The organism is Ewingella americana, assembly GCF_006438725.1.
Lineage (GTDB): Bacteria > Pseudomonadota > Gammaproteobacteria > Enterobacterales > Enterobacteriaceae > Ewingella > Ewingella americana_A.
Genome location: NZ_RCZD01000006.1, coordinates 266,555 through 287,085, shown reverse-complemented (window position 1 = coordinate 287,085; position 20,531 = coordinate 266,555). Strand labels below are relative to the sequence as shown.

Annotated in this window: 19 protein-coding genes and 1 tRNA gene; 8 read left to right on the top strand and 12 right to left on the bottom strand. The window is 51.9% G+C overall.

All coding sequences use genetic code 11. The features are described 5' to 3' along the window. Positions 1-208 precede the first annotated feature (208 nt). The 5 genes from EAH77_RS13635 to aspA form a co-directional block, all read right to left on the bottom strand. Positions 209-284: transfer RNA gene (locus EAH77_RS13635), tRNA-Phe, on the bottom strand. Between the two features lie 127 nt (positions 285-411). Beyond that, on the bottom strand, positions 412-987 hold the full coding sequence (gene dicD / locus EAH77_RS13630; RefSeq protein WP_140473349.1) for a division control transcriptional repressor DicD: 576 nt from the start codon (positions 985-987) through the stop codon (positions 412-414). A 43-nt stretch (positions 988-1,030) separates the two neighbouring features. After that, positions 1,031-2,776 (bottom strand): protein-disulfide reductase DsbD, encoded by a 1,746-nt coding sequence (locus tag EAH77_RS13625; RefSeq protein ID WP_140473348.1) that lies wholly within the window; start codon positions 2,774-2,776, stop codon positions 1,031-1,033. A 206-nt stretch (positions 2,777-2,982) separates the two neighbouring features. After that, entirely contained in the window at positions 2,983-4,284 is a 1,302-nt protein-coding gene (locus EAH77_RS13620; protein WP_140473347.1) for an anaerobic C4-dicarboxylate transporter, read from the bottom strand. Between the two features lie 139 nt (positions 4,285-4,423). Continuing rightward, entirely contained in the window at positions 4,424-5,860 is a 1,437-nt protein-coding gene (gene aspA, locus EAH77_RS13615) for an aspartate ammonia-lyase (RefSeq protein WP_140473346.1), read from the bottom strand. Between the two features lie 373 nt (positions 5,861-6,233). Between aspA and EAH77_RS13610 the strand changes: the two genes are divergently transcribed. The 4 genes from EAH77_RS13610 (at position 6,234) to EAH77_RS13595 (ending at position 9,564) form a co-directional block, all read left to right on the top strand. Further along, positions 6,234-6,725: an FxsA family protein gene (locus EAH77_RS13610; RefSeq protein ID WP_140473345.1), complete on the top strand. Its 492-nt coding sequence runs from the start codon at positions 6,234-6,236 to the stop codon at positions 6,723-6,725. Between the two features lie 216 nt (positions 6,726-6,941). Further along, the gene (locus tag EAH77_RS13605) at positions 6,942-7,235 is read left to right on the top strand and encodes a co-chaperone GroES (protein ID WP_009636718.1); all 294 of its coding nucleotides are present in this window, start codon (positions 6,942-6,944) and stop codon (positions 7,233-7,235) included. 50 nt (positions 7,236-7,285) lie between these two features. Beyond that, entirely contained in the window at positions 7,286-8,929 is a 1,644-nt protein-coding gene (gene groL / locus EAH77_RS13600) for a chaperonin GroEL (RefSeq protein ID WP_140473344.1), read from the top strand. A 290-nt stretch (positions 8,930-9,219) separates the two neighbouring features. Continuing rightward, a complete protein-coding gene (locus tag EAH77_RS13595; protein ID WP_140473343.1) occupies positions 9,220-9,564 on the top strand; it encodes a DUF4156 domain-containing protein in 345 nt (114 codons plus the stop codon). 86 nt (positions 9,565-9,650) lie between these two features. Here EAH77_RS13595 and epmB read toward each other — a convergent pair whose 3' ends face one another. Beyond that, positions 9,651-10,679, bottom strand: a complete 1,029-nt coding sequence (gene epmB / locus EAH77_RS13590) for an EF-P beta-lysylation protein EpmB (RefSeq protein WP_140473342.1) — start codon at positions 10,677-10,679, stop codon at positions 9,651-9,653. A 37-nt stretch (positions 10,680-10,716) separates the two neighbouring features. On the opposite strand from epmB, the gene efp reads away from it, so the two are divergent. The 3 genes from efp (at position 10,717) to EAH77_RS13575 (ending at position 11,750) form a co-directional block, all read left to right on the top strand. Beyond that, on the top strand, positions 10,717-11,283 hold the full coding sequence (gene efp / locus EAH77_RS13585; RefSeq protein ID WP_140473341.1) for an elongation factor P: 567 nt from the start codon (positions 10,717-10,719) through the stop codon (positions 11,281-11,283). Between the two features lie 119 nt (positions 11,284-11,402). Then, positions 11,403-11,498, top strand: coding sequence for an entericidin A/B family lipoprotein (locus EAH77_RS13580; protein WP_431306771.1), 96 nt, complete (start codon positions 11,403-11,405; stop codon positions 11,496-11,498). Positions 11,499-11,615: 117 nt separating this feature from the next. Then, on the top strand, positions 11,616-11,750 hold the full coding sequence (locus EAH77_RS13575; RefSeq protein WP_014333643.1) for an entericidin A/B family lipoprotein: 135 nt from the start codon (positions 11,616-11,618) through the stop codon (positions 11,748-11,750). 68 nt (positions 11,751-11,818) lie between these two features. On the opposite strand, the gene blc is transcribed toward EAH77_RS13575, so the two are convergent. From blc to frdA, 5 genes are all read right to left on the bottom strand, one after another. After that, complete coding sequence (gene blc, locus EAH77_RS13570) at positions 11,819-12,343, bottom strand: outer membrane lipoprotein Blc (protein WP_140473339.1); 525 nt, start codon at positions 12,341-12,343, stop codon at positions 11,819-11,821. A 102-nt stretch (positions 12,344-12,445) separates the two neighbouring features. Continuing rightward, the gene (gene frdD, locus EAH77_RS13565; RefSeq protein ID WP_431306766.1) at positions 12,446-12,805 is read right to left on the bottom strand and encodes a fumarate reductase subunit FrdD; all 360 of its coding nucleotides are present in this window, start codon (positions 12,803-12,805) and stop codon (positions 12,446-12,448) included. Between the two features lie 11 nt (positions 12,806-12,816). Next, positions 12,817-13,221: a fumarate reductase subunit FrdC gene (gene frdC, locus EAH77_RS13560; RefSeq protein WP_140473337.1), complete on the bottom strand. Its 405-nt coding sequence runs from the start codon at positions 13,219-13,221 to the stop codon at positions 12,817-12,819. 11 nt (positions 13,222-13,232) lie between these two features. Next, positions 13,233-13,967, bottom strand: a complete 735-nt coding sequence (locus EAH77_RS13555) for a succinate dehydrogenase/fumarate reductase iron-sulfur subunit (RefSeq protein ID WP_140473336.1) — start codon at positions 13,965-13,967, stop codon at positions 13,233-13,235. Beyond that, positions 13,960-15,759: a fumarate reductase (quinol) flavoprotein subunit gene (gene frdA, locus EAH77_RS13550; protein WP_140473335.1), complete on the bottom strand. Its 1,800-nt coding sequence runs from the start codon at positions 15,757-15,759 to the stop codon at positions 13,960-13,962. Before frdA ends, EAH77_RS13555 begins: the two co-directional genes overlap by 8 nt. 290 nt (positions 15,760-16,049) lie before the next feature. On the opposite strand from frdA, the gene epmA reads away from it, so the two are divergent. After that, entirely contained in the window at positions 16,050-17,027 is a 978-nt protein-coding gene (gene epmA, locus EAH77_RS13545; RefSeq protein WP_140473334.1) for an elongation factor P--(R)-beta-lysine ligase, read from the top strand. A gap of 109 nt (positions 17,028-17,136) precedes the next feature. On the opposite strand, the gene mscM is transcribed toward epmA, so the two are convergent. Next, positions 17,137-20,502 (bottom strand): miniconductance mechanosensitive channel MscM, encoded by a 3,366-nt coding sequence (gene mscM / locus EAH77_RS13540; protein ID WP_140473333.1) that lies wholly within the window; start codon positions 20,500-20,502, stop codon positions 17,137-17,139. Positions 20,503-20,531: the final 29 nt, after the last annotated feature.

Below are 20,531 nucleotides of genomic sequence, written 5' to 3'. Positions count from 1 at the left end.
TCTCGCCAATTCCGTCTTTGGATTTTCAGGGACAGCCTTGCGGAGATAATAAGCGCCGAATCGGTCTTTAGTGGGCTTTTTCATAAGGCCCATATTTGTACCACCGGGAAGCGGGGTGGGCGGTGAAATCATGGCGGTAACTACTAATAAACCAACAAGTGCTGAGCCAGAAAGCAAAAACCCCCGCATAAGCGAGGGTTTGGAATGTTGGTGCCCGGACTCGGAATCGAACCAAGGACACAGGGATTTTCAATCCCTTGCTCTACCGACTGAGCTATCCGGGCAACGGGGCGCATTAAACCGTATTGGCCGTATGGCGTCAACGGCTTTATGCGAGAAACACCATAAAAACGGTTCGTTTGCTGGCTTTTCAGGCAAAAAAGTCACAAATGGACTGTTTTTACCGGCTTATTACGCCAACGCGCCATGTTCACGGCAGCGGGCCACATTCAGCACATCTTCGGCCAGCCGTCTGGCAACCGCGACATCGTGCAGTTGGCGTTTCACCAGTAATTTACTCAAACAGCCTTCGAGGATCAGCTCCATCTGCTCAGCGACCATCTGTGCATCGTCTGAGCCCATCTCCTGCAATAACGCCAGCGTGTATTGGTAAGAGGCCTGTTTCTGCTTCTCAGCCAACTGATGAATGGGGGCTTCACTGTCCGGGTAGAAACTGCACGCCGCAATAAACAGACAGCCTGGGTAGCGGTTCAGGCGGACTTGCTCATCCAGCACCTTGTAACGGGCCAGCAACTTTTGCGGGGGTGTCAGAGTGTCATCTAACAATAACTGGCGGCGCCAGATATCAATTTGTTCGCCGTGATGGCGCAGGCTGTCATACAGCAGCGCCTCGGCATCGGGCCAGAAACGGCGTAAATCACTGAGCGGAATGCTCACCAGTTCAGCGATAGACTCCAGTGACAGTGTGGCCAAACCGCGCTGTTCCAAAAGATTAAGTGTCTGGTCAAGGACCTGTTCACGTAGCACGTTTGCCTCCTCACAATTCGCGTACTTCAGAAAATAGTGTCGTTTAAGGCTGGGTTTTCTGCAAATGCCCAGTGAATTTGGCTGCATCCATAAAACCGGTTACCCGCGACTGTGGCAACTCTTTTCCGTCCGCACCAAAAAATAAGAGGGTGGGCAGGCCCAATACCTTGAGATGTTTAAGCAGCACCACCTGTTGCGGGTTATTTTGAGTCACATCCGCCTGCAGCAGTATGGTGTCACGCAGTTCATTCTGCACCTGTGGTGCAGTGAAGGTGTATTTTTCGAACTCTTTGCAGGCGACACACCAGTCAGCGTAGAGATCAAGCATCACGCGTTTTCCTCGGGCGGCCTCGAGTGCGGCATTCAGCTCATCAACATTATTGATGGGCTGAAACTTGAGTGCGTGCTGTGCCGTCGTCGCTGTACCATTAGTAGAAGCAAATGCCCAGTCCTGCAACGGTCGGCTGACAATCAGCGCCGCAGCGAGGAACAGCAACTGCAGCACGCGCACTACGCCGCGCTGGCTTTTCAAGCTGAGTAATAGCGCCCAGCCAAAGAAGGCGATACCCAGCGCGCTCCACAACCGTAACCCCCACACATCACCAATAATTCGCTCAAGTAAGAATACCGGCAATGCCAGAATAACAAAGCCGAACCCTTCTTTGACATATTGCATCCATGGCCCGCTGCGCGGCAGCAAGCGGTTGCCAAACAGTGTCACGATAATCAGCGGAATACCCATGCCCAATGCATAAAGATAGAGCGTTCCGGCACCGGCCCACAGATTTCCGCTCTGTGCGATGTAAAGCAAAATAGCGCTCAGCGGCGCAGTGGTGCAGGGCGAACAAATGAGCCCGGCCAGTGCCCCCATAACGAACACGCCCGCCAGCGAACCGCCTTGCTGGTCGTTACTCCATAGCGTCAGGCGGGTTTGTACTGACGAAGGTAATTGCAGGTTGAACATGCCGAACATCGACAGCGCCAGCACGACGAAAGCGACCGAGAGTGTGACCAGCACCCACGGACTTTGCAGAGCGGCCTGGAATTGCAGCCCAGCCGCTGCCACGACTACGCCGAGAACGGTGTAAGTCAACGCCATTCCCTGTACGTACAGCATAGCCAACAGGAAAATTCGCTTCATGCTGTGTGGCCGCTGTCGCCCAAGAATAATGCCGGAAATCAACGGGTACATGGGCAGCACGCAGGGGGTGAAAGCAATCCCGATGCCGATAAGCAGTGCCCATAGCGGCGAGAAAGGCAGCGGTGCAGACTGAGGGGCTGGCACGACGTCGGGACGGGCTGCGGGTTGCGCTACGGCAGTGGCGGGCGGGGTGGTAGCCTTGAGTTCAGTCACTTCGTTCAGCGGGATTTCGCGCGTTTCTGGCGGATAACAGAATCCGGCCACGGCACACCCCTGATACGTCACTTTGAGCGTCGCGTGGGCGTCAGCCTGACGCAGCGGAACACTCAGGCTGAGTTGTTTCTCGTAGACGTCGGTAGCGCCGAAAAACTCGTCATGATGCTCCATGCCTTTCGGCAATATGAACGCCGCCAGCTGTGCACCGTTGCCCGTTAATTCAATTTTGTCGCGATAAAGATAATAACCTTCCCGGATTTTCCAGTTCAGCTTGAGATTCGGGCCCTGCTGTTGGAAATCAAAGTCAAAAGCCTGATCAACCGGCACAAATTGCGGATTGGCAGGTTTGTCAAACAGGGACGCCTGCGCGTGAAGCGGCAGGAAAAATAGACTGAAAAACAGTAATAGAAGACGGGAAATACGGAGATCCATGCGGGTCATTATTCTCTTTATCGTGGCGAACATACAGGCCACTGGGTGAATCGAAAGAGGCGGCAGATGGCATCATGCCAAAGCACGTTAACAGAATGTGATTATACCCTGTCTATTCGGTGAGCAGAAAGCCCCGGAGTGTCAGGGTTTGTCAGAGGAGGGGAGAAGTGCACAAATTCAGGGGCCAAAGCCCCTGTAGAAAAGCGTTAAAGAATGAGACTGCCCAGACCAAAACCAAACAGTACTGACAGGAATACGCCGAGAGTGCCCGGAATAAAGAATGGATGGTTAAAGACGAAGCGACCAATGCGCGTGGTACCGGTGTCGTCCATTTGTACTGCCGCGACCAGCGTCGGGTAGGTCGGCAAAATAAACAGGCCCGATACTGCAGCAAAAGAAGCAACGGCGGTCAGTGGCGTAACGTTCAACGCCAGTGCCAGCGGCATGAGAGCTTTGGCTGTCGCTGCCTGTGAATACAACAGCGCAGAGCAGAAGAAGAAAATTAATGCCAGCAACCACGGATGCGCCTGAATCAGCCCTCCCGCCGTCTCTTTTATCCAGCCTAAATTTGCCTGCACAAAGGTATCGCCAAGCCAGGCGACGCCCAGAATACAGATACAGGCACTCATCCCGGCTTTAAATGTCCCGGAAGAGAGGATGGCATCCGTCTTGATATGACACAAAAGGGTAGTCAGCGTCGCTACGCTCAGCATGATGATCAAAATGGCGTTGGTGGTATTCATGATCGGTGTTTCCACCCAGCCAAGGCTTGGGCTATTGACCACGGCATAACCTACGACAGTAAATACGCCGAGCAGGAACAGCAGCACAGAGAGTTTTGCACTGGTTTTAATCTCGACGATTTTATCACCACGTAATTCTACCAGACCTTCCTCATAACGCTTCAGGTAGACCGGGTCGTCTGACAATTTGGAGCTGAAGCACCAGGTAACGATCAGGGACATCACGATCACTGCCGCCAGCGTGGAAGGGATCATCACCATCAGCAGATGCAGGTAGCTGACGCCGTGTCCTTCCATCACGGATGACATGTAGACGACCGCTGCAGAAATAGGTGAGGCGGTGATGGCAATTTGCGCCGCCACGACGGCAGTAGAAAGCGGCCGACAAGGCTTGATGCCTTGTTCTTTTGCTACTTCAGCAATCACCGGTAATGCAGACAGCGAGATATTACCGGTACCCGCCATGATGGTCAGGAAATAGGTCACGATCGGCGCAAGCAGCGTGATGTGTTTAGGATTTTTGCGCAGCAGTTTTTCGGTTTGCTGGACCAGATAATCCATACCACCGGCCACCTGCATAGTGGATATCGCAGCGATCACCGCCATGATGATTGAAATGACGTCAAAAGGAATGGTGCCCGGCTTTACGCCGCAAAGCGCCAGTGCCAGCACCCCAAGCCCGCCGGCAAAGCCGATCCCAATCCCGCCCAGACGTGCGCCAAGAAAAATCGCTGCCAGTACAATAATGAGTTCGATGATTAACATGATTGGCCGTCCATTGTTCCGGTACTCCTGAAAGAAACAAAATGAAAATGAAATGTTGTGTAATTGTTGTTATGTACAAAATAAAAAGGCTCATTGTTCGTGAGAACAACGAGCCTTCGGAGGCTACAAGTGAATCCTGTTATTGTTCATTTTCGTCCGTATACCGTTTTGCCTTGTAAGCAGGGTGCATCAGGTTCTCGATCGAGAAGATGTCATCCAGCTCAGCTTCGGTGAGCAGACCGCGTTCCAGTACCACTTCACGCACACTCTTACCGGTTTCTGCACAAATTTTACCAACGATATCGCCATTATGGTGGCCGATAAACGGGTTGAGATAAGTCACAATACCGATGGAGTTGAAAACGTAGAATTCGCAGACTTCTTTATTCGCTGTAATGCCGTTAATGCATTTTTCCAGCAAATTGTAGCAGGCATTAGTCAGGATATGAATGGACTCAAACATCGCCTGGCCAATCACCGGTTCCATCACGTTGAGCTGTAACTGCCCTGCTTCGGCCGCCATGGTGACACAGATGTCGTTCCCGATGACTTTAAAGCACACCTGGTTCACCACTTCAGGGATCACCGGATTAACTTTGGCTGGCATGATAGATGAACCGGCCTGAAGTTCTGGCAAGTTAATCTCGTTAAGGCCCGCACGCGGGCCAGAAGAGAGCAGGCGTAAGTCATTACAGATTTTAGATAACTTAACTGCAAGCCGTTTCAGCGAGCTGTGGACCATCACGTAGGCGCCACAGTCCGAGGTTGCTTCGATCAAATCTTCTGCTGGTACACAAGGGAGATTGCTGACTTCCGCCAGTTTTTCTACCGCCAGTTGCTGATAGCCTTCCGGCGTATTCAGGCGAGTACCGATGGCGGTTGCTCCAAGGTTTACTTCCAGCAGCAGTTCGCCGGTACGCAGCAAGTTACGGGTTTCTTCTTTCAACAACACATTAAATGCGTGGAACTCCTGACCGAGGGTCATCGGCACAGCATCTTGCAACTGGGTGCGGCCCATTTTAATGATATTTTCGAACTCTTTGGCTTTATTCTCAAAACCATCACCCAACTGGGCAATTGCATCGATGAGTTTCAGTAATGAGGCGTAAACCGCAATGCGAAAACCGCTTGGGTAGGCATCATTGGTGGACTGGCATTTATTCAGATGGTCGTTCGGGTTCAGATACTGGTAATCACCTTTCTGGTGTCCCATCAGCTCGAGGCCAATGTTTGCCAGAACCTCATTGGTGTTCATGTTAACCGAGGTCCCTGCGCCGCCCTGGAAGACGTCAATCGGGAACTGGTCCATGCATTTGCCTTTATCGAGGACTTCATCACAGGCCTGAACAATGATATCAGCGATATGGCGTGGGATTGTACGCAGCTCTTTATTGGCTAATGCGGCTGCTTTCTTGACCATCACCATGCCCCGGACAAACTCCGGTACATCGCTGATTTTAGTGTTGCTGATATAGAAGTTTTCAATCGCCCGCAGGGTGTGAATTCCATAATAAGCCTCGGCCGGCACTTCGCGAGTACCCAGCAGATCTTCCTCGATACGAATCGTATTTGACATGAGAACCTTCTTTTTGGTGCTTGAATGCGTTATGCGATGTTAATAATTATGTTACTAACAGCGGGAAATTAAAAACGATCAACCGTTGTTGCTACAACGAAAGCGATCATATGCTGCTATTGGCGAATTGCACGCACTAAGATCACTCTCTTGCACTGTTACGGAGCATGTATTTCTGTATCTGTGAGAACTCTCACAAATCATTCGCTCAGTGAATTAAATGTTGAGGACCGCTTGAAAACGGCGCTCTTCGCTACCATTTCATTGTAGACAGCCTGGGGCGTTGTGATCGCTGAGATCCCCTGGCACCCTTTTATGGTCCTGGGAAGATGCCGCACAAGGCAAACCGGGACTTCATCACGAGGAGAATACGGTGCGCTGGTTACCGTTATTATTGTTATTTCTGTTGGCTTACATAGAAATAACGTTATTTATCAAAGTGGCTGCCTTTATCGGCGTAGCCATGACGTTGCTGCTGGTGGTCTTTACCTCCTGCGTTGGTGTGTCGCTGGTGAAAAATCAGGGCATGAAAACCTTTATGCAGTTGCAGCAGAAACTGGCCGCAGGCGAAAGCCCGGCTGCTGAGATGGTTAAAAGTGTTTCGTTGGTGATGGCAGGGTTCTTGCTGCTGATCCCCGGATTCTTTACCGACTTCCTTGGTCTGTTGCTTTTACTGCCACCGGTGCAGAAATCCCTGACGCTAAAATTGATGCCGCATCTCAATATTGTTCGCTCCGGCGGCAACTGGGGCAAAAGTCAGCCAACCGGAAATACTTTCGACGGGGAGTTCAAACGCACTGATGAACATACCGAACGCTTGGTATCACCGGAAAAAGATGACGACATCGACAGCCGTGGCCGTTAATATCCGCGCCACTGATTGTTAAATTATTGTTGAAAAAGGGATTCCTATCGATTCTTTACGAATCGTTGAAATGGAAAAGAAAAAGCGATTTTTTTTGCTTTGTCCCCTTGAAGGGTGGCGTAACGCCCCCATTAAACAAACCACGAGGCCGGGCAGATGACTGTCAGGCATTCAACCCTAAAATAGTTATGGACCCCGCTCACAGGAGAGTTATCAATGAAAATTCGTCCATTGCATGACCGCGTTATCGTCAAGCGTAAAGAAGTAGAATCTAAATCCGCTGGCGGCATCGTTCTGACTGGCTCTGCTGCTGGTAAATCTACCCGCGGTGAAATCCTGGCCGTCGGTCATGGTCGCATCCTGGAAAATGGTGAAGTGAAAGCGCTGGACGTTAAAGTTGGCGACATCGTTATTTTCAACGACGGTTACGGCGTGAAAGCAGAGAAGATCGACAATGAAGAAGTGTTGATCATGTCCGAAAGCGACATTCTGGCTATCGTAGAAGCGTAATCCGCTCCTGATCACTTTTTCTGAACTGAACGAATTGAAGGTAAATAACAATGGCAGCTAAAGACGTAAAATTCGGCAACGACGCTCGTGTAAAAATGTTGCGTGGCGTAAACATCCTTGCTGATGCAGTTAAAGTTACCCTGGGCCCAAAAGGCCGTAACGTTGTCCTGGACAAATCATTCGGCGCACCGACCATCACTAAAGATGGTGTCTCTGTTGCACGTGAAATCGAACTGGAAGACAAGTTCGAAAACATGGGCGCACAGATGGTGAAAGAAGTGGCGTCTAAAGCTAACGATGCAGCGGGCGACGGTACGACTACCGCAACTGTGCTGGCTCAGTCCATCATCACTGAAGGTCTGAAAGCTGTTGCGGCTGGCATGAACCCGATGGACCTGAAACGCGGTATCGATAAAGCGGTTATCGCCGCTGTTGAAGAACTGAAAAAACTGTCCGTGCCTTGCTCTGATTCTAAAGCGATTGCACAGGTCGGTACCATCTCTGCTAACTCCGACGAAACTGTTGGTAAACTCATCGCAGAAGCGATGGAAAAAGTCGGCAAAGAAGGCGTTATCACCGTTGAAGAAGGCACCGGCCTGCAAGATGAGCTGGACGTGGTTGAAGGTATGCAGTTTGACCGTGGCTACCTGTCTCCATACTTCATCAACAAGCCAGAAACCGGTTCGATCGAGCTGGAAAGCCCGTTCATCCTGTTGGCTGACAAGAAAATTTCTAACATTCGCGAAATGCTGCCAGTGCTGGAAGCCGTTGCGAAAGCTGGCAAACCACTGCTGATCATTGCGGAAGACGTTGAAGGCGAAGCCCTGGCGACGCTGGTTGTGAACACCATGCGTGGCATCGTGAAAGTGGCTGCGGTTAAAGCACCTGGCTTCGGCGACCGTCGTAAAGCTATGTTGCAGGACATCGCAACCCTGACTGGCGGTACTGTTATCTCTGAAGAGATCGGTCTGGAACTGGAAAAAGCCACCCTGGAAGATATGGGTCAGGCTAAACGTGTTGTTATCAACAAAGACACCACCATTATTATTGATGGTATCGGCGAAGAAGCGACTATCCAGGGCCGTGTTTCTCAGATCCGTCAGCAGATTGAAGAAGCGACGTCTGATTACGACCGTGAAAAACTGCAAGAGCGTGTGGCTAAACTGGCAGGCGGCGTAGCCGTTCTGAAAGTGGGCGCAGCAACTGAAGTTGAAATGAAAGAGAAGAAAGCCCGCGTTGAAGATGCGCTGCACGCAACCCGTGCTGCCGTTGAAGAAGGCGTGGTTGCCGGTGGTGGTGTTGCGCTGATTCGCGTTGCTCACACTCTGGCTGGCCTTAAAGGCGACAACGAAGACCAGAACGTGGGTATCCGCGTTGCACTGCGCGCGATGGAATCTCCACTGCGTCAGATCGTGGTTAACGCCGGTGAAGAAGCCTCTGTTATCGCGAACAAAGTAAAAGCAGGCGAAGGCAGCTTCGGCTACAACGCTTACACCGAACAGTACGGCGACATGATCGCGATGGGTATCCTTGACCCAACTAAAGTGACCCGTTCTGCTCTGCAGTTTGCGTCTTCTGTAGCTGGCCTGATGATCACCACCGAGTGCATGATCACTGACCTGCCTAAAGATGACAAAGGCGACATGGGCGCTGGCGGCATGGGTGGAATGGGCGGCATGGGCGGCATGATGTAATCATCCCCCTGGCGTTTATCCGCTGGATGTATGAAGGGCGTAAGCCTTTTGTATGTTGAAGAAACCCGGTCATTTATGGCCGGGTTTTTTTATTTGACCCTTTTTCGTCCGGTTCAGTAAGATAACTCTCATTGTCTCTGGAGTTTAACGTGTAAACTGTAGCCTATCGCCATTGCCTGTTTATCTCAGGTAACGCGTTGAACCCTAGGTAAACGTGGCAACGGATGCCTAAGAGAACCGAGCGTTCTCTGATAGGCTTTATGAGATTTCAATATCAAATGGGGAAAGTGATGCGGATTAAAATGTTACTGGGCCTGTCAGCTGCCATGCTGCTTGCCGGGTGCAGTACCACTCATCAACTTGATGCAGCGGGCCAGCAGGTGAAATTCACCGATACCAAACCAGGCAAAGAATGCCAGCTCATTGGTGATGTCACCGGCGCGCAAAGCAATTGGTTCTCAGGCAGTGGTGGTGACGGCAGTTCAATGCGCGGTGCGGCAAACGACCTGCGTAACAAAGCAGCTTCAATGGGTGGTAATACCATCTATGGCGCAAACAGCCCAACGCAGAATATACTGTCCAGCTTCGTGCCGGTAGACAGCAAAATGGTTGGCCAGGTTTATAAATGTCCTTAACAGGGCAAACTTTCTCCTGAGCAAGATGCGAAATAGTAAAAGGGATGCCATCGGGCATCCCTTTTTGATCCTGACTTTTAGCGTCTTCAGGACTGCTTAAGCCGCAAATCTAAAATTGTCTTGCTTGGCTCCCCGCCGATTTCACGCGTCAGCTTCGGCACCATGTAGCCAGAGACTTTGCTCATCAGCTTTTTCATGATCGCCCGCGCTTCATCGTCATCGACCATGAAATGGGCTGCCCCCTGCACTTTATCCAGCACGTGGATGTAATACGGCAGGATCCCGGCATTAAACAGCGCATTACTCAATTGGGCTAACGTGTCGGCGCAATCATTAACCCCACGCAGCAGTACGCTCTGGTTGAGCAACGTCACACCGGCACGCTTCAGGCGGCTCATGCTGTCGCACAGGTCTGCGTCAATCTCGTTGGCATGATTGATGTGCGTCACCATCAACACCTGTAAACGCGATTCGCTGAGACGCTGGCAGAGCGCTGTGGTAATGCGCGACGGTATCACCACCGGCAAACGGGTATGGATCCGCAGACGTTGAATGTGCGCAATAGTTTCCAGTTCTGTGATCAACCAATCAAGTTCGCCATCTTTGGCCATCAGGGGATCACCACCTGAGAAAATAATTTCATCGAGTTCAGGGTGTGTGCGGATATAATCCAGCGCCTGAACCCAGTTGGCCTTATTTCCCTGGTTTTCCTGATAAGGAAAATGACGACGGAAGCAGTAGCGGCAGTTCACCGCACAGCCACCTTTGACCAGCAGCAGGGCGCGATTATTATACTTGTGCAACAGTCCTGGAACGACGCTACGTTGTTCATCCAGTGGATCGGTCGTAAAGCCCGGCGCGGCGATAAACTCCTCGCGCGCGGTCAGGACCTGCAACAGTAGAGGGTCGTGTGGATTGCCTGGTTGCATGCGCGCAACAAAGGCGCGCGGAACGCGTAGGGGGAACAAACGACGGGCGTCACGCCCTGTTTGCAGCTCTGCATTATCGTTAAGTGCCAGAAGAGTAAGCAGTTCATCCGGGTCTGTAATAACATCGCCGAGTTGATACAACCAATCTTCTCTAAATGGCGTATTTAGGGTTACAATGTTTGCCATTTTTTGGCTAATACCAGTTTAAAATTAGAGGGCCATCATGGCGACTTATTCTAGCAACGATTTCCGTCCGGGTCTTAAAATCATGTTCGAAAGCGAGCCTTACGCTATCGAAGACAGTGTGTTCGTAAAACCAGGCAAAGGTCAGGCTTTTGCACGTGTGAAAATGCGTCGTCTGCTGACCGGTTCACGTGTAGAAAAAACCTTCAAATCTACTGACTCCTGCGAAGGTGCCGATGTTGTAGATACCAACATGACCTACCTGTACAACGACGGTGAGTTCTACCATTTCATGCACCCAGAGACTTTCGAGCAGCATGGGGTTGAAGCAAAAACCGTATCTGACGCGTCAAAATGGCTGCAAGATAATGCGGAATGTATCGTCACTCTGTGGGATGGTCGTCCTATCGCTGTTCAGCCACCGAACTTCATCGAAGCAGAAGTGGTCGAAACAGACCCAGGTCTGAAAGGCGATACCGCAGGTACCGGCGGAAAGCCTGCTACCCTGAGCACCGGCGCCGTGGTTAAGGTTCCATTGTTTGTACAGATTGGCGAAATTGTCCGTTGTGACACCCGCTCTGGCGAATACGTTTCCCGCGTTAAGTAAGTTTTAACGCTGGCGAAAGCTGCGGCAGGTCAAACGCTTGCCGCGACTTTTCCTCCATCACACTTTGGAAATGGATCACGTTTACCATGTTGAAGAAGATGTTGTTTATCCTGGTTTCAATGATGGTGCTGGCTTCGTTATCCGGCTGTAATACTGTTCACGGTTTTGGTGAAGACATCCAGCATTTGGGGGGGGCTATATCCAGAGCGGGCTGATCCCTTCAGCCGCTGTTTTCCATCTTTCCTAAAATCCTCTTTAAAACCTCGCGCTGTGTTTTTTTTACTACACTTAGGTGGTCTTACTTATCATTCTCTTATAGGAAGGAAATTTATATGCTGAAGAAAAGTATTCTCGCCATTTTGTCTGTTTTGGTACTCTCCAGCGCGCTGACGGCGTGTAACACCACTCGTGGTGTGGGTGAAGACGTTTCTGCCGGTGGACAAGCCATTCAAAAAAGCGCGCAATAATTTTCGCGTTTAATCTCCCCCGATGTATGCAGATTCTGCCTGCAGTCGCATGCAGGCAGTGACCCCTTCTAAGGTTGCTTCACCCAAATTAACTGATTGATATCAAAACCGTATTGTTGCGCGGTATTCAGCAGCTTGTGTTTTACATCCTCGCTGAGCGTAGGCGTTCGGGACAGAATCCACAGATAGCTTTTGTTCGGGCCACACACCAGCGCGTACTGGTAATCCTTATCGAGTTCGATGACGTTGTATCCGCCATAGAATGGGCCGAAGAAGGAGACTTTAAGCGCTGCGCGTGAAGTCGGTCCGGTGAAATAGCCCTTGCCCTCGCTTTCCTGCCATTTCTGTTTTTTCGGATTAAAGCCCCGGTTGATGATTTTTACGCCGCCGTCGGGTCGCATACTGTAATTGGCCGTGACTTGCTCCAGTCCGCTTTCAAAGCTGTGATCCAGACGTGCGACCTCATACCAGGTGCCGAGATAGCGGTTTAGTTCGAAGTTATTGACGATTTTGACGTCGGCTGGTGGGGTGACGCTGCAGGCAACAGACATTACTGCCGATACCAGAACGCCGATTTTTGACCAAATTCGCATAGCAGTTCCTTCCTCAGGGTGTGCTCTAAGTGTAGGTAACAGTGGGGGAAACAGGAAATGCAGGAGAGGGAAAGCGGCTCGCGAATGAGCCGCCTGAGATATTTATATTCTGATGAGAACGATCACGGTGACGACGGTGAGAATACTCGCCAGCCCGTAGAAGACCCATTTTCCGGCCGGAACATGAATTTTCAAATCATGCATGGCATGGTGCATGCGGTGTAAACCGCACCACAATGGCAGAGCGATCATCAGTAACAGGAACAGACGTCCGATCCAGCTTTGCGCGAACGCCAGGATCCGTGGATAGCTCAGTGCATCCGCTGGGAAAAAACCGAGCGGCAGCAGAAAGCACACCAGCAGGATCATGACCGGCGCGAAGATCGCACTCCACATACCACCTGCGCCGAAAAGTCCCCAGAAGACCGGTTCGTCAGAGCGCTTTGGAAGCGTTTTATTCATCATGTCCTCCGTTAATAGAATAAGGCGATAGCCAGAATGGCCAGCGTGACAATCACTGTGATCACCCAAAATGCACCAATCACCGGCTCAGGACCCATTTTCTGGTTCTTGACAATAATGATTGAAGCCTTCGGTGCCAGCTCGAACCAGGTTTTGGTATGCAGCAATGCGGCCAGCAGGGCGATCAGGTTAATCACCATCACGATGGGATTTTGCAGAAAACCGACGAAACTGGCCCAGCTTTCCACGCCATGTTTCAGCGAGAACAACCCGGCCAGTAGCAACAGGCTGAACCAGACTGCCGGAACGGCGGTGCCTTCACGCAGCATATAAAAGCGATAAAACCCGGACTTTTTCCACCAGTTGGCCTTCATCTCGTGGACGTAAGGCTTACGTTTGCTTGGCGTATTCATCATCTTTTGTTCCCTCATTGCGGTCTGAGCCTCGCAATCATGAAATCTTTCGCGTTTTCCACTTTGCCTTGCTGAATAGCCGCTGCAGGATCCACATGTTTCGGACAGACTTCAGAACAGTAGCCCACGAAGGTGCAGCTCCAGACGCCATTGTCGCCATTAAGCTGAGCCATACGTTGCTGTTTGCCGTGATCGCGGTTGTCGAGGTTGTAGCGGTGCGCCAGCGTGATGGCTGCCGGGCCGATGAACTCCGGGTTTAAACCGAATTGCGGGCAGGCGGCGTAACATAAACCACAGTTAATACAGCCGGAGAACTGATGGTATTTCTCCATCTGCGCGGGGGTTTGATTCCCCGGACCCTGTGAGGCATCACGCGGGTTACCGATGATATAAGGCTTAATGGCTTCCAGGCTTTCGATAAAGTGAGTCATATCGACCACCAGATCGCGTTCGACAGGGAAATTGCCCAGTGCGGCGATTTTCATCCCTTGTGGATATTCGCGCAGGAAAGTTTTACATGCCAGTTTGGGAACGTTATCCACCATCATGCCGCACGAGCCACAAATCGCCATACGGCACGACCAGCGGTAGGACAAATCAGGGGCCAGATTATCTTTGATGTAACCTAATGCATCGAGCAACGATGTCGTCTCATCGAAAGGCACGTCATAAACGACCGGATGCGGCGCACTGTCGACTTCCGGGTTGTAACGCATGATCTCAACCTTCCGGCTCTTCAACTCAGCCATGAGATTGCTCCTTGTTTTTTTTATCCTGAGCTTCTGACTCACCACCGTAGACGCGTTTGGCAGGCGGCAACGTGGTGATTTTTACATCGCCATATTCGAGGCGCGGTGCGGTGTCTGGTTGGTAAAACGCCAGCGTGTGCTTGAGGAAGTTTACGTCATCGCGCTCGGTGCAGCCTTCATCCAGACGTTGATGTGCGCCGCGCGATTCTCTGCGGTTAAATGCGGAGTGCGCCATACATTCCGCGACATCCAGCCCGTAACCCAGTTCGAGGGTATAAAGCAGATCGGTGTTGAATACGCTGGAGGTGTCTTTGATTTTTACTCGTTTAAAGCGTTCTTTCAGCTCAGCCAGTTTGTCGATGGTTTTCTGCATCAGTTCCGGCGTACGGTAAATGCCGCAGCCTTCTTCCATCGACATGCCCATTTCATCACGAATCGTCGCCCAACTTTCATCGCCTTCTTGTGCCATCAATGCGGCTAAACGATTTTCAACGTCAGCAACCTGAGCATCGAGTGCTGCGGTATTGGCCGGTTTGATCGATTCAGTGGCGCGTATGGCAGCCTGTTCCCCGGCCATGCGGCCAAACACCACCAGTTCGGCCAATGAGTTTGAACCAAGACGATTTGCGCCATGCAGACCGACCGAAGAGCATTCACCAACGGCAAACAGCCCTTTAATTCGGGTTTCGCACTGCGCGTTGGTTTCAATACCGCCCATGGTGTAATGCGCGGTAGGGCGCACCGGGATAGGTTCTTTTACCGGGTCAACGCCAACGTAGGCTTTCGCCAGTTCGCAGATAAACGGCAGACGTTCGAGCAGTTTCTTCTCGCCCAGGTGGCGTAAATCGAGATAGACCACATCACCGCGTGGGGTGGATTCGGTGCGTCCGGCGCGCCATTCGTGCCAGAAGGCTTGTGACACCTTGTCGCGCGGGCCGAGTTCCATGTACTTGTTTTTCGGCTCACCGAGCGGCGTTTCCGGGCCCATGCCGTAGTCCTGCAAATAACGATAGCCTTCTTTATTGATCAGAATGCCACCTTCACCACGACAGCCTTCGGTCATCAGGATACCGGAACCTGGCAGGCCGGTCGGGTGGTATTGCACAAATTCCATGTCACGCAGAGGAACGCCGTGGCGGAAGGCCATGCCCATACCATCGCCGGTCACAATCCCGCCATTGGTGTTGTAGCGGTAAACGCGACCTGCGCCCCCGGTGGCCATTACGACGGCGTTGGCGCGAATCTGAATCCGCGTACCTTCCATCATATTAATCGCGATCAAGCCGTGAACACGGCCGTCATCAACCAAAATATCGAGCACGAAATGTTCATCGAAGCGTTTGATTTTCGGATATTTCAGTGAGGTTTGGAACAGGGTATGCAGGATGTGGAAACCGGTTTTATCGGCTGCGAACCAGGTGCGCTCGATCTTCATGCCGCCGAAGCGACGTACGTTGACTGACCCATCCTCTTTGCGGCTCCACGGACAGCCCCAAATTTCGAGTTGTGCCATTTCCTGCGGGCACTGATGTACAAAATGATCCACCACATCCTGTTCGCACAACCAATCCCCGCCGGACACGGTGTCCTGGAAATGATAGTCGAAACTGTCGTGATCCTGAGTGACTGCGGCTGAGCCACCTTCGGCAGCCACGGTATGGCTGCGCATCGGGTAAACTTTCGATATCAGCGCTATGTTAAGGCTGGGGTTGGCTTCCGCTGCTGCTATAGCTGCGCGTAAACCAGCCCCACCAGCACCTATAATTACAATGTCGGCGTTAAAGGTTTGCACTGCATTCCTCCACTATGATCATGATGTCGGGCCTTGTGACCCGTCGAGTAGCCAGCATTATTGATGGCTTAGTTAACTCTGATGGCACACAGGTACTGTCTCAGAGGTGAGTATTCTTATTATTTGTAAGGGATTATTATACCTAAGGGGTAGAACAGAAATTTGATGTGAACGCTGATTTCGGCTTTCTGTTGCGTCTGTTGCTGATCTGAGGCGCAGAATGACATATTTGTTTGCCTGTGTGGATGCAGGTAGACTGCATGCCCTTTCTCACTTCGGAGTTAAGCACCATGAGCGAAACAGCAAGCTGGCAACCCAGTGCTCCTATCGCCAATTTGTTGAAGCGCGCGGCAATCGTCGCCGAAATTCGACGTTTTTTTGCCGATCGTGGCGTATTAGAAGTTGAAACACCGGCCATGAGTCAATCCACGGTGACTGATGTACATCTTGTGCCTTTTGAAACCCGCTTTGTCGGCCCCGGCGTCGCAGATGGCATGACGTTGTACCTGATGACTAGCCCTGAATATCATATGAAAAGGCTGCTGGCAGCAGGCAGCGGGCCGATTTATCAGATGGGCAAGAGCTTTCGTAATGAGGAAGCGGGGCGTCATCACAATCCTGAATTCACCATGCTGGAGTGGTACCGTCCGCGTTATGATATGTACCGTCTGATGAATGAAGTGGACGATTTACTGCAACAGGTGCTGGACTGCGAAACGGCGGAAACTCTCTCATACCAGCAGGTATTTACCCGCCATCTGGATATCGACCCGCTCTCCGCCGATAAAACCCAATTGAGAGAAGTGGCGGCAAAACTTGATCTGTCGAACATTGCCGACACCGAGGAAGACCGCGACACATTGTTGCAACTGCTGTTCACTATGGGCGTTGAGCCGCACATTGGGCGCGATAAACCGACCTTTGTTTATCACTTCCCGGCGACCCAAGCTTCTTTGGCTGAAATTAGCACCGAAGATCACCGCGTGGCAGAACGTTTTGAGGTCTATTACAAAGGCGTGGAACTGGCGAATGGTTTCCGTGAATTGACTGACAGCCGTGAGCAACGTCAGCGCTTTGCGCAGGACAACCAAAAACGTGCCGCGCGCGGTTTACCGGTACACCCGGTGGACAACAATTTATTAGACGCACTTGAACACGGAATGCCTGAATGTTCCGGCGTGGCACTCGGCGTTGACCGTCTGATTATGATTGCATTAGGTGCTGACAGTCTCAGTGAAATTTTGGCATTCCCGGTGATGAGAGCCTGACCGGCTGACACTGTAGAATGTAGAAAATGAAGTCAAAAAAGGCCGGCAATGTGAATTGTCGGCCTTTAAGCTTTTAGACGTTACCCCGGCCAGGCATATACCGGCTGCGTTATAAATCCCCTGGTGAGCGCGCGCTGCTGCTGGTCATGTTACTACCACTCGTAGTGGTAAAGGTGGCATTACTGCCATTTTGCGCCCGGCGCAGAGTTTCCATACGCACCTGGAACGGTGGGAATGGCAGGATAATGCCGTGTTCATGGAAGCCCGCCAGAATCAGCTGGTGGATTTCATGTCTCAGTGGCATACGGTGGGCCATTTCAGCTGCGTGCATGCGCAATTCGAAAATCTGAATCCCTTGCTGTAAATCGACCAGATAAACTTCCGGTGCCGGGTTATCCAGCACCAGCGAACAGCGATGAGCTGCGCTCAGCAGGAGTTCCGTCACCTCTTCGCTATTGGCTTCAGACGGTGCAGGAACCGTTAACACCACGCGAGTGACGGAATCAGAAAGTGACCAGTTGATAAACTGTTCGGTGATGAATGCCTTGTTAGGCACGATGATCTCTTTGCGATCCCAGTCAGCAATGGTGGTTGCACGGGTATTGATCTTGGTGATGCTGCCTGTCAGGTTGCGGATCGTCACGGTATCGCCGATGCGGATCGGTTTCTCAAACAGGATGATCAAACCGGAAATGAAGTTGGCGAAGATCTCCTGCAAACCAAAGCCCAGGCCCACACCCAGTGCGGCGATCAGCCACTGTAACTTGGCCCATTCGATCCCTAACAGCGAGAAAGCACTTACACCGCCAACAATTATCAGGACGTACTTGGTAATGGTGAGCACGGCGTAACCGGTGCCGGGCGTCAGATCCAGATGCTGTAACAGGGCCAGTTCAAGCAGCGCGGGGAGATTTCGCACCAACTGTGTGGTGATGATCAACACCAAAATAGCGATCAATACAGCCCCCAGGGTGATCGGTTGCATACTTTCAACCCCCTGATTGACGGAAGACACCTGCCAGAGATGAATATTCTCAAGGAAGGAGAAAGCGGAATGGATCTCCGACCACAAGAAGATCACCGAAACAAAAGCAACCATGGTCAGGATCGATCTCACCAGCCGCAGAGACTGCGCGCTGATCGCGTCCAGATCCACCTCCGGTTCCTCAATCTCGATCGAGCCTTCGTTACTGTTGGCATGTTGTGATTCTTCTTCACCGCGGGCGCGCTGGCTGAGCATTTCGGCCCGCCGCTGTTTTGCACGTTCAAAGGCAATGCGGCGGCGCTGAATCAGCATCCAGCGGCGGATAATATGGTAGATCACCAGCAAGACAAACCAGATCGCCACCGAGGTTTCCAGCCTGGCCAGGAGAGCCTGTGCCGTCGCCAAATACCCTAACAGCGAAGCCAGCCCGGCGAGCATCGGAGCGCTTAACAACAGCCACCACAGCGCGTTATTGAGCAGGTTTTCGCCATTGCCTTTTTTATCCAGATAGAGCGGGATCCCAGCTCGTTTCAGGCTGTGGGTCACCAAACTTAATGCCAGACACAGCAGGATAAAACAGAGGCGCCCAAGGGTATTGGAGAACTCGCGGTCATTGAGATTATCAAAGGTGATTAACGCCATGATAAGCGGCACCATCAGCCAGATCGACATCATGTAGTAGCGCATCGCACGGGAAACCGCACGCTGTGACCAGCCAAAATGCGCCACGAACAAACCCTGTGGATGTGCCAGCGTAGCACTGATCATAAACGCCCACAGGATGGGCAGGGTGGCAGTAACGCCATCGCCGATAGCAACTGCAATCGGGTAAGGCCAGGCACTTTGCAACCCGAAGCCTAACGCGGCCCACAGCACCGGCAACGGCAAGGCCACCAGAATTGACCAAAACACCGTTCGCAACGTCAGAGAGAAATGGTCCTGCGTCACTTTTCCCACGCGGCTACTTGCGCGCTCCAGAAACGCGTAATAGTGACGGCGCGAACTGATGCTGATAATCACCAGAATCAGGGCGGTAAACAGCGGGATTAACGTCTCCTTGCTGGTGACCATCATCAGTGAAGCGCTGCTGAGTTGTGACAGCGTGTCCAGCGACAGCAAGCGGGTCAGATCATGTGCGACCTGTAGCGGGTAGGAGAAGGTGATAGGACTGACGTCAGCGACCCAAAATAAATAACGGTGGGCGGCCTCATGAATATCGTTAAGCGCGTCGACCAACTGACTGTTCGCGACCTTCAGCTTGGTCAGTTCTAAAATCTGTGAATCGCATCCAGAGAGTAGCGAATTGAGTAAATCCCGCTGAGTCCGCAACTGCGCATCAAGGATTTTTTGCTGTGCGGTGGTCAGCGGTGTGCCGTCGTCCTGACGTACCTGCCGGAGCAGTGCTTGCTTATCGAGCAGGTCTTCGTAATGCAGACGCTGTACCCGCAACTGGCCCATATCGCGGTCTAACTGCTGTGGCTTGGGCACTTCTGGTAATTTCGCCACCTGCGCCCGCAGGGTTTCAGCCAAGAGATTCGAGGCACCTAACCACTGCGCCTGTTCACGTATGGTACTCAGTGCCTGACGGACTTGCAGAGTTTGGGCGGCTGCCTGACGTTGCTGCGAGGAGATCAAATCCATGCGCTGCGCCTGCTGGTTCAGCGCCAGAGAGAGCTCGCGGTTAGCTTGTAACTGTTGGTTGACTGACGCGGGAAGTTCGCCGCTTTGCTCTGCCAGCAGCTCCGTTTTCTCGATGGCTTGTTCGGCTTCACGCTGGCGCTGGCTGTTGAGATTATTGCGCAGCGTCTGAAGTTGTTGATCGAGACGATCGTGGCGCTTTTTGTACAAATCAGCGCGCATTCTCGACAACTCCTGCCGGTTGTTCGCTGAAAGCTGAGCCAGCTCCAGTTCATCGACTTTGGCTTTTCGTGCGGCAGACTCGGCCTGCAAAGCATTCATTTGCGCCTGAGCAAGCTGTGAAGCATTACCAGAAGCCACACTGGACTGCATGCGTTGCTCAATATCACTGAGCGCGTTGCGGGCTTCTGATTGTTGCTGCGGGATCTGGCTGAGGGAGTCGCTGATATCTCGTGAGCGATCCTGCTCCTGTCTTAACTGGCGGGCTTCTTCCAAAAGCTGGCTGCTGACCTGCAAGATTTGCTGATCCAACTGAGCGGCGGTCATGTTGTTATCGACAGGCAGAGGCGTGTCGCCCGGTGCCTGCAATTCCTGACGTAACCCTTGCGTCAACTTCGGGAAATCATCGATCACTTTCTGATATTGTTCAGCGCGTTGCGATGAGGCACGTGCTTCACCCAGCCAGTTCAACGCGCTTTGTAATGCTTCGACCACCTGTGCCTGATTTGCCATTTCCTTATTGGCTTCAGCTTGTTTCAGCTCTTGTTTGAGCTGGTCTTCCGACGGTGCCGCGTTGGCGATCATCGGCAGGGCCAGCAGTAAACTCATCAGTAACGCAGGGATCAGGCGCACTCGATATTTCCTTTTAATCTGTTGGGTCG

What these genes read in the sequence shown, in the direction of transcription:
- EAH77_RS13625 (WP_140473348.1), bottom strand. Translation starts at nt 2,776, where the DNA reads ATGGATCTCCGTATTTCCCGTCTTCTATTACTGTTTTTCAGTCTATTT.
- EAH77_RS13620 (WP_140473347.1), bottom strand. Translation starts at nt 4,284, where the DNA reads ATGTTAATCATCGAACTCATTATTGTACTGGCAGCGATTTTTCTTGGC.
- aspA (WP_140473346.1), bottom strand. Translation starts at nt 5,860, where the DNA reads ATGTCAAATACGATTCGTATCGAGGAAGATCTGCTGGGTACTCGCGAA.
- EAH77_RS13605 (WP_009636718.1), top strand. Translation starts at nt 6,942, where the DNA reads ATGAAAATTCGTCCATTGCATGACCGCGTTATCGTCAAGCGTAAAGAA.
- groL (WP_140473344.1), top strand. Translation starts at nt 7,286, where the DNA reads ATGGCAGCTAAAGACGTAAAATTCGGCAACGACGCTCGTGTAAAAATG.
- EAH77_RS13595 (WP_140473343.1), top strand. Translation starts at nt 9,220, where the DNA reads ATGCGGATTAAAATGTTACTGGGCCTGTCAGCTGCCATGCTGCTTGCC.
- epmB (WP_140473342.1), bottom strand. Translation starts at nt 10,679, where the DNA reads ATGGCAAACATTGTAACCCTAAATACGCCATTTAGAGAAGATTGGTTG.
- efp (WP_140473341.1), top strand. Translation starts at nt 10,717, where the DNA reads ATGGCGACTTATTCTAGCAACGATTTCCGTCCGGGTCTTAAAATCATG.
- EAH77_RS13580 (WP_431306771.1), top strand. Translation starts at nt 11,403, where the DNA reads ATGATGGTGCTGGCTTCGTTATCCGGCTGTAATACTGTTCACGGTTTT.
- EAH77_RS13575 (WP_014333643.1), top strand. Translation starts at nt 11,616, where the DNA reads ATGCTGAAGAAAAGTATTCTCGCCATTTTGTCTGTTTTGGTACTCTCC.
- blc (WP_140473339.1), bottom strand. Translation starts at nt 12,343, where the DNA reads ATGCGAATTTGGTCAAAAATCGGCGTTCTGGTATCGGCAGTAATGTCT.
- frdD (WP_431306766.1), bottom strand. Translation starts at nt 12,805, where the DNA reads ATGAATAAAACGCTTCCAAAGCGCTCTGACGAACCGGTCTTCTGGGGA.
- frdC (WP_140473337.1), bottom strand. Translation starts at nt 13,221, where the DNA reads ATGATGAATACGCCAAGCAAACGTAAGCCTTACGTCCACGAGATGAAG.
- EAH77_RS13555 (WP_140473336.1), bottom strand. Translation starts at nt 13,967, where the DNA reads ATGGCTGAGTTGAAGAGCCGGAAGGTTGAGATCATGCGTTACAACCCG.
- epmA (WP_140473334.1), top strand. Translation starts at nt 16,050, where the DNA reads ATGAGCGAAACAGCAAGCTGGCAACCCAGTGCTCCTATCGCCAATTTG.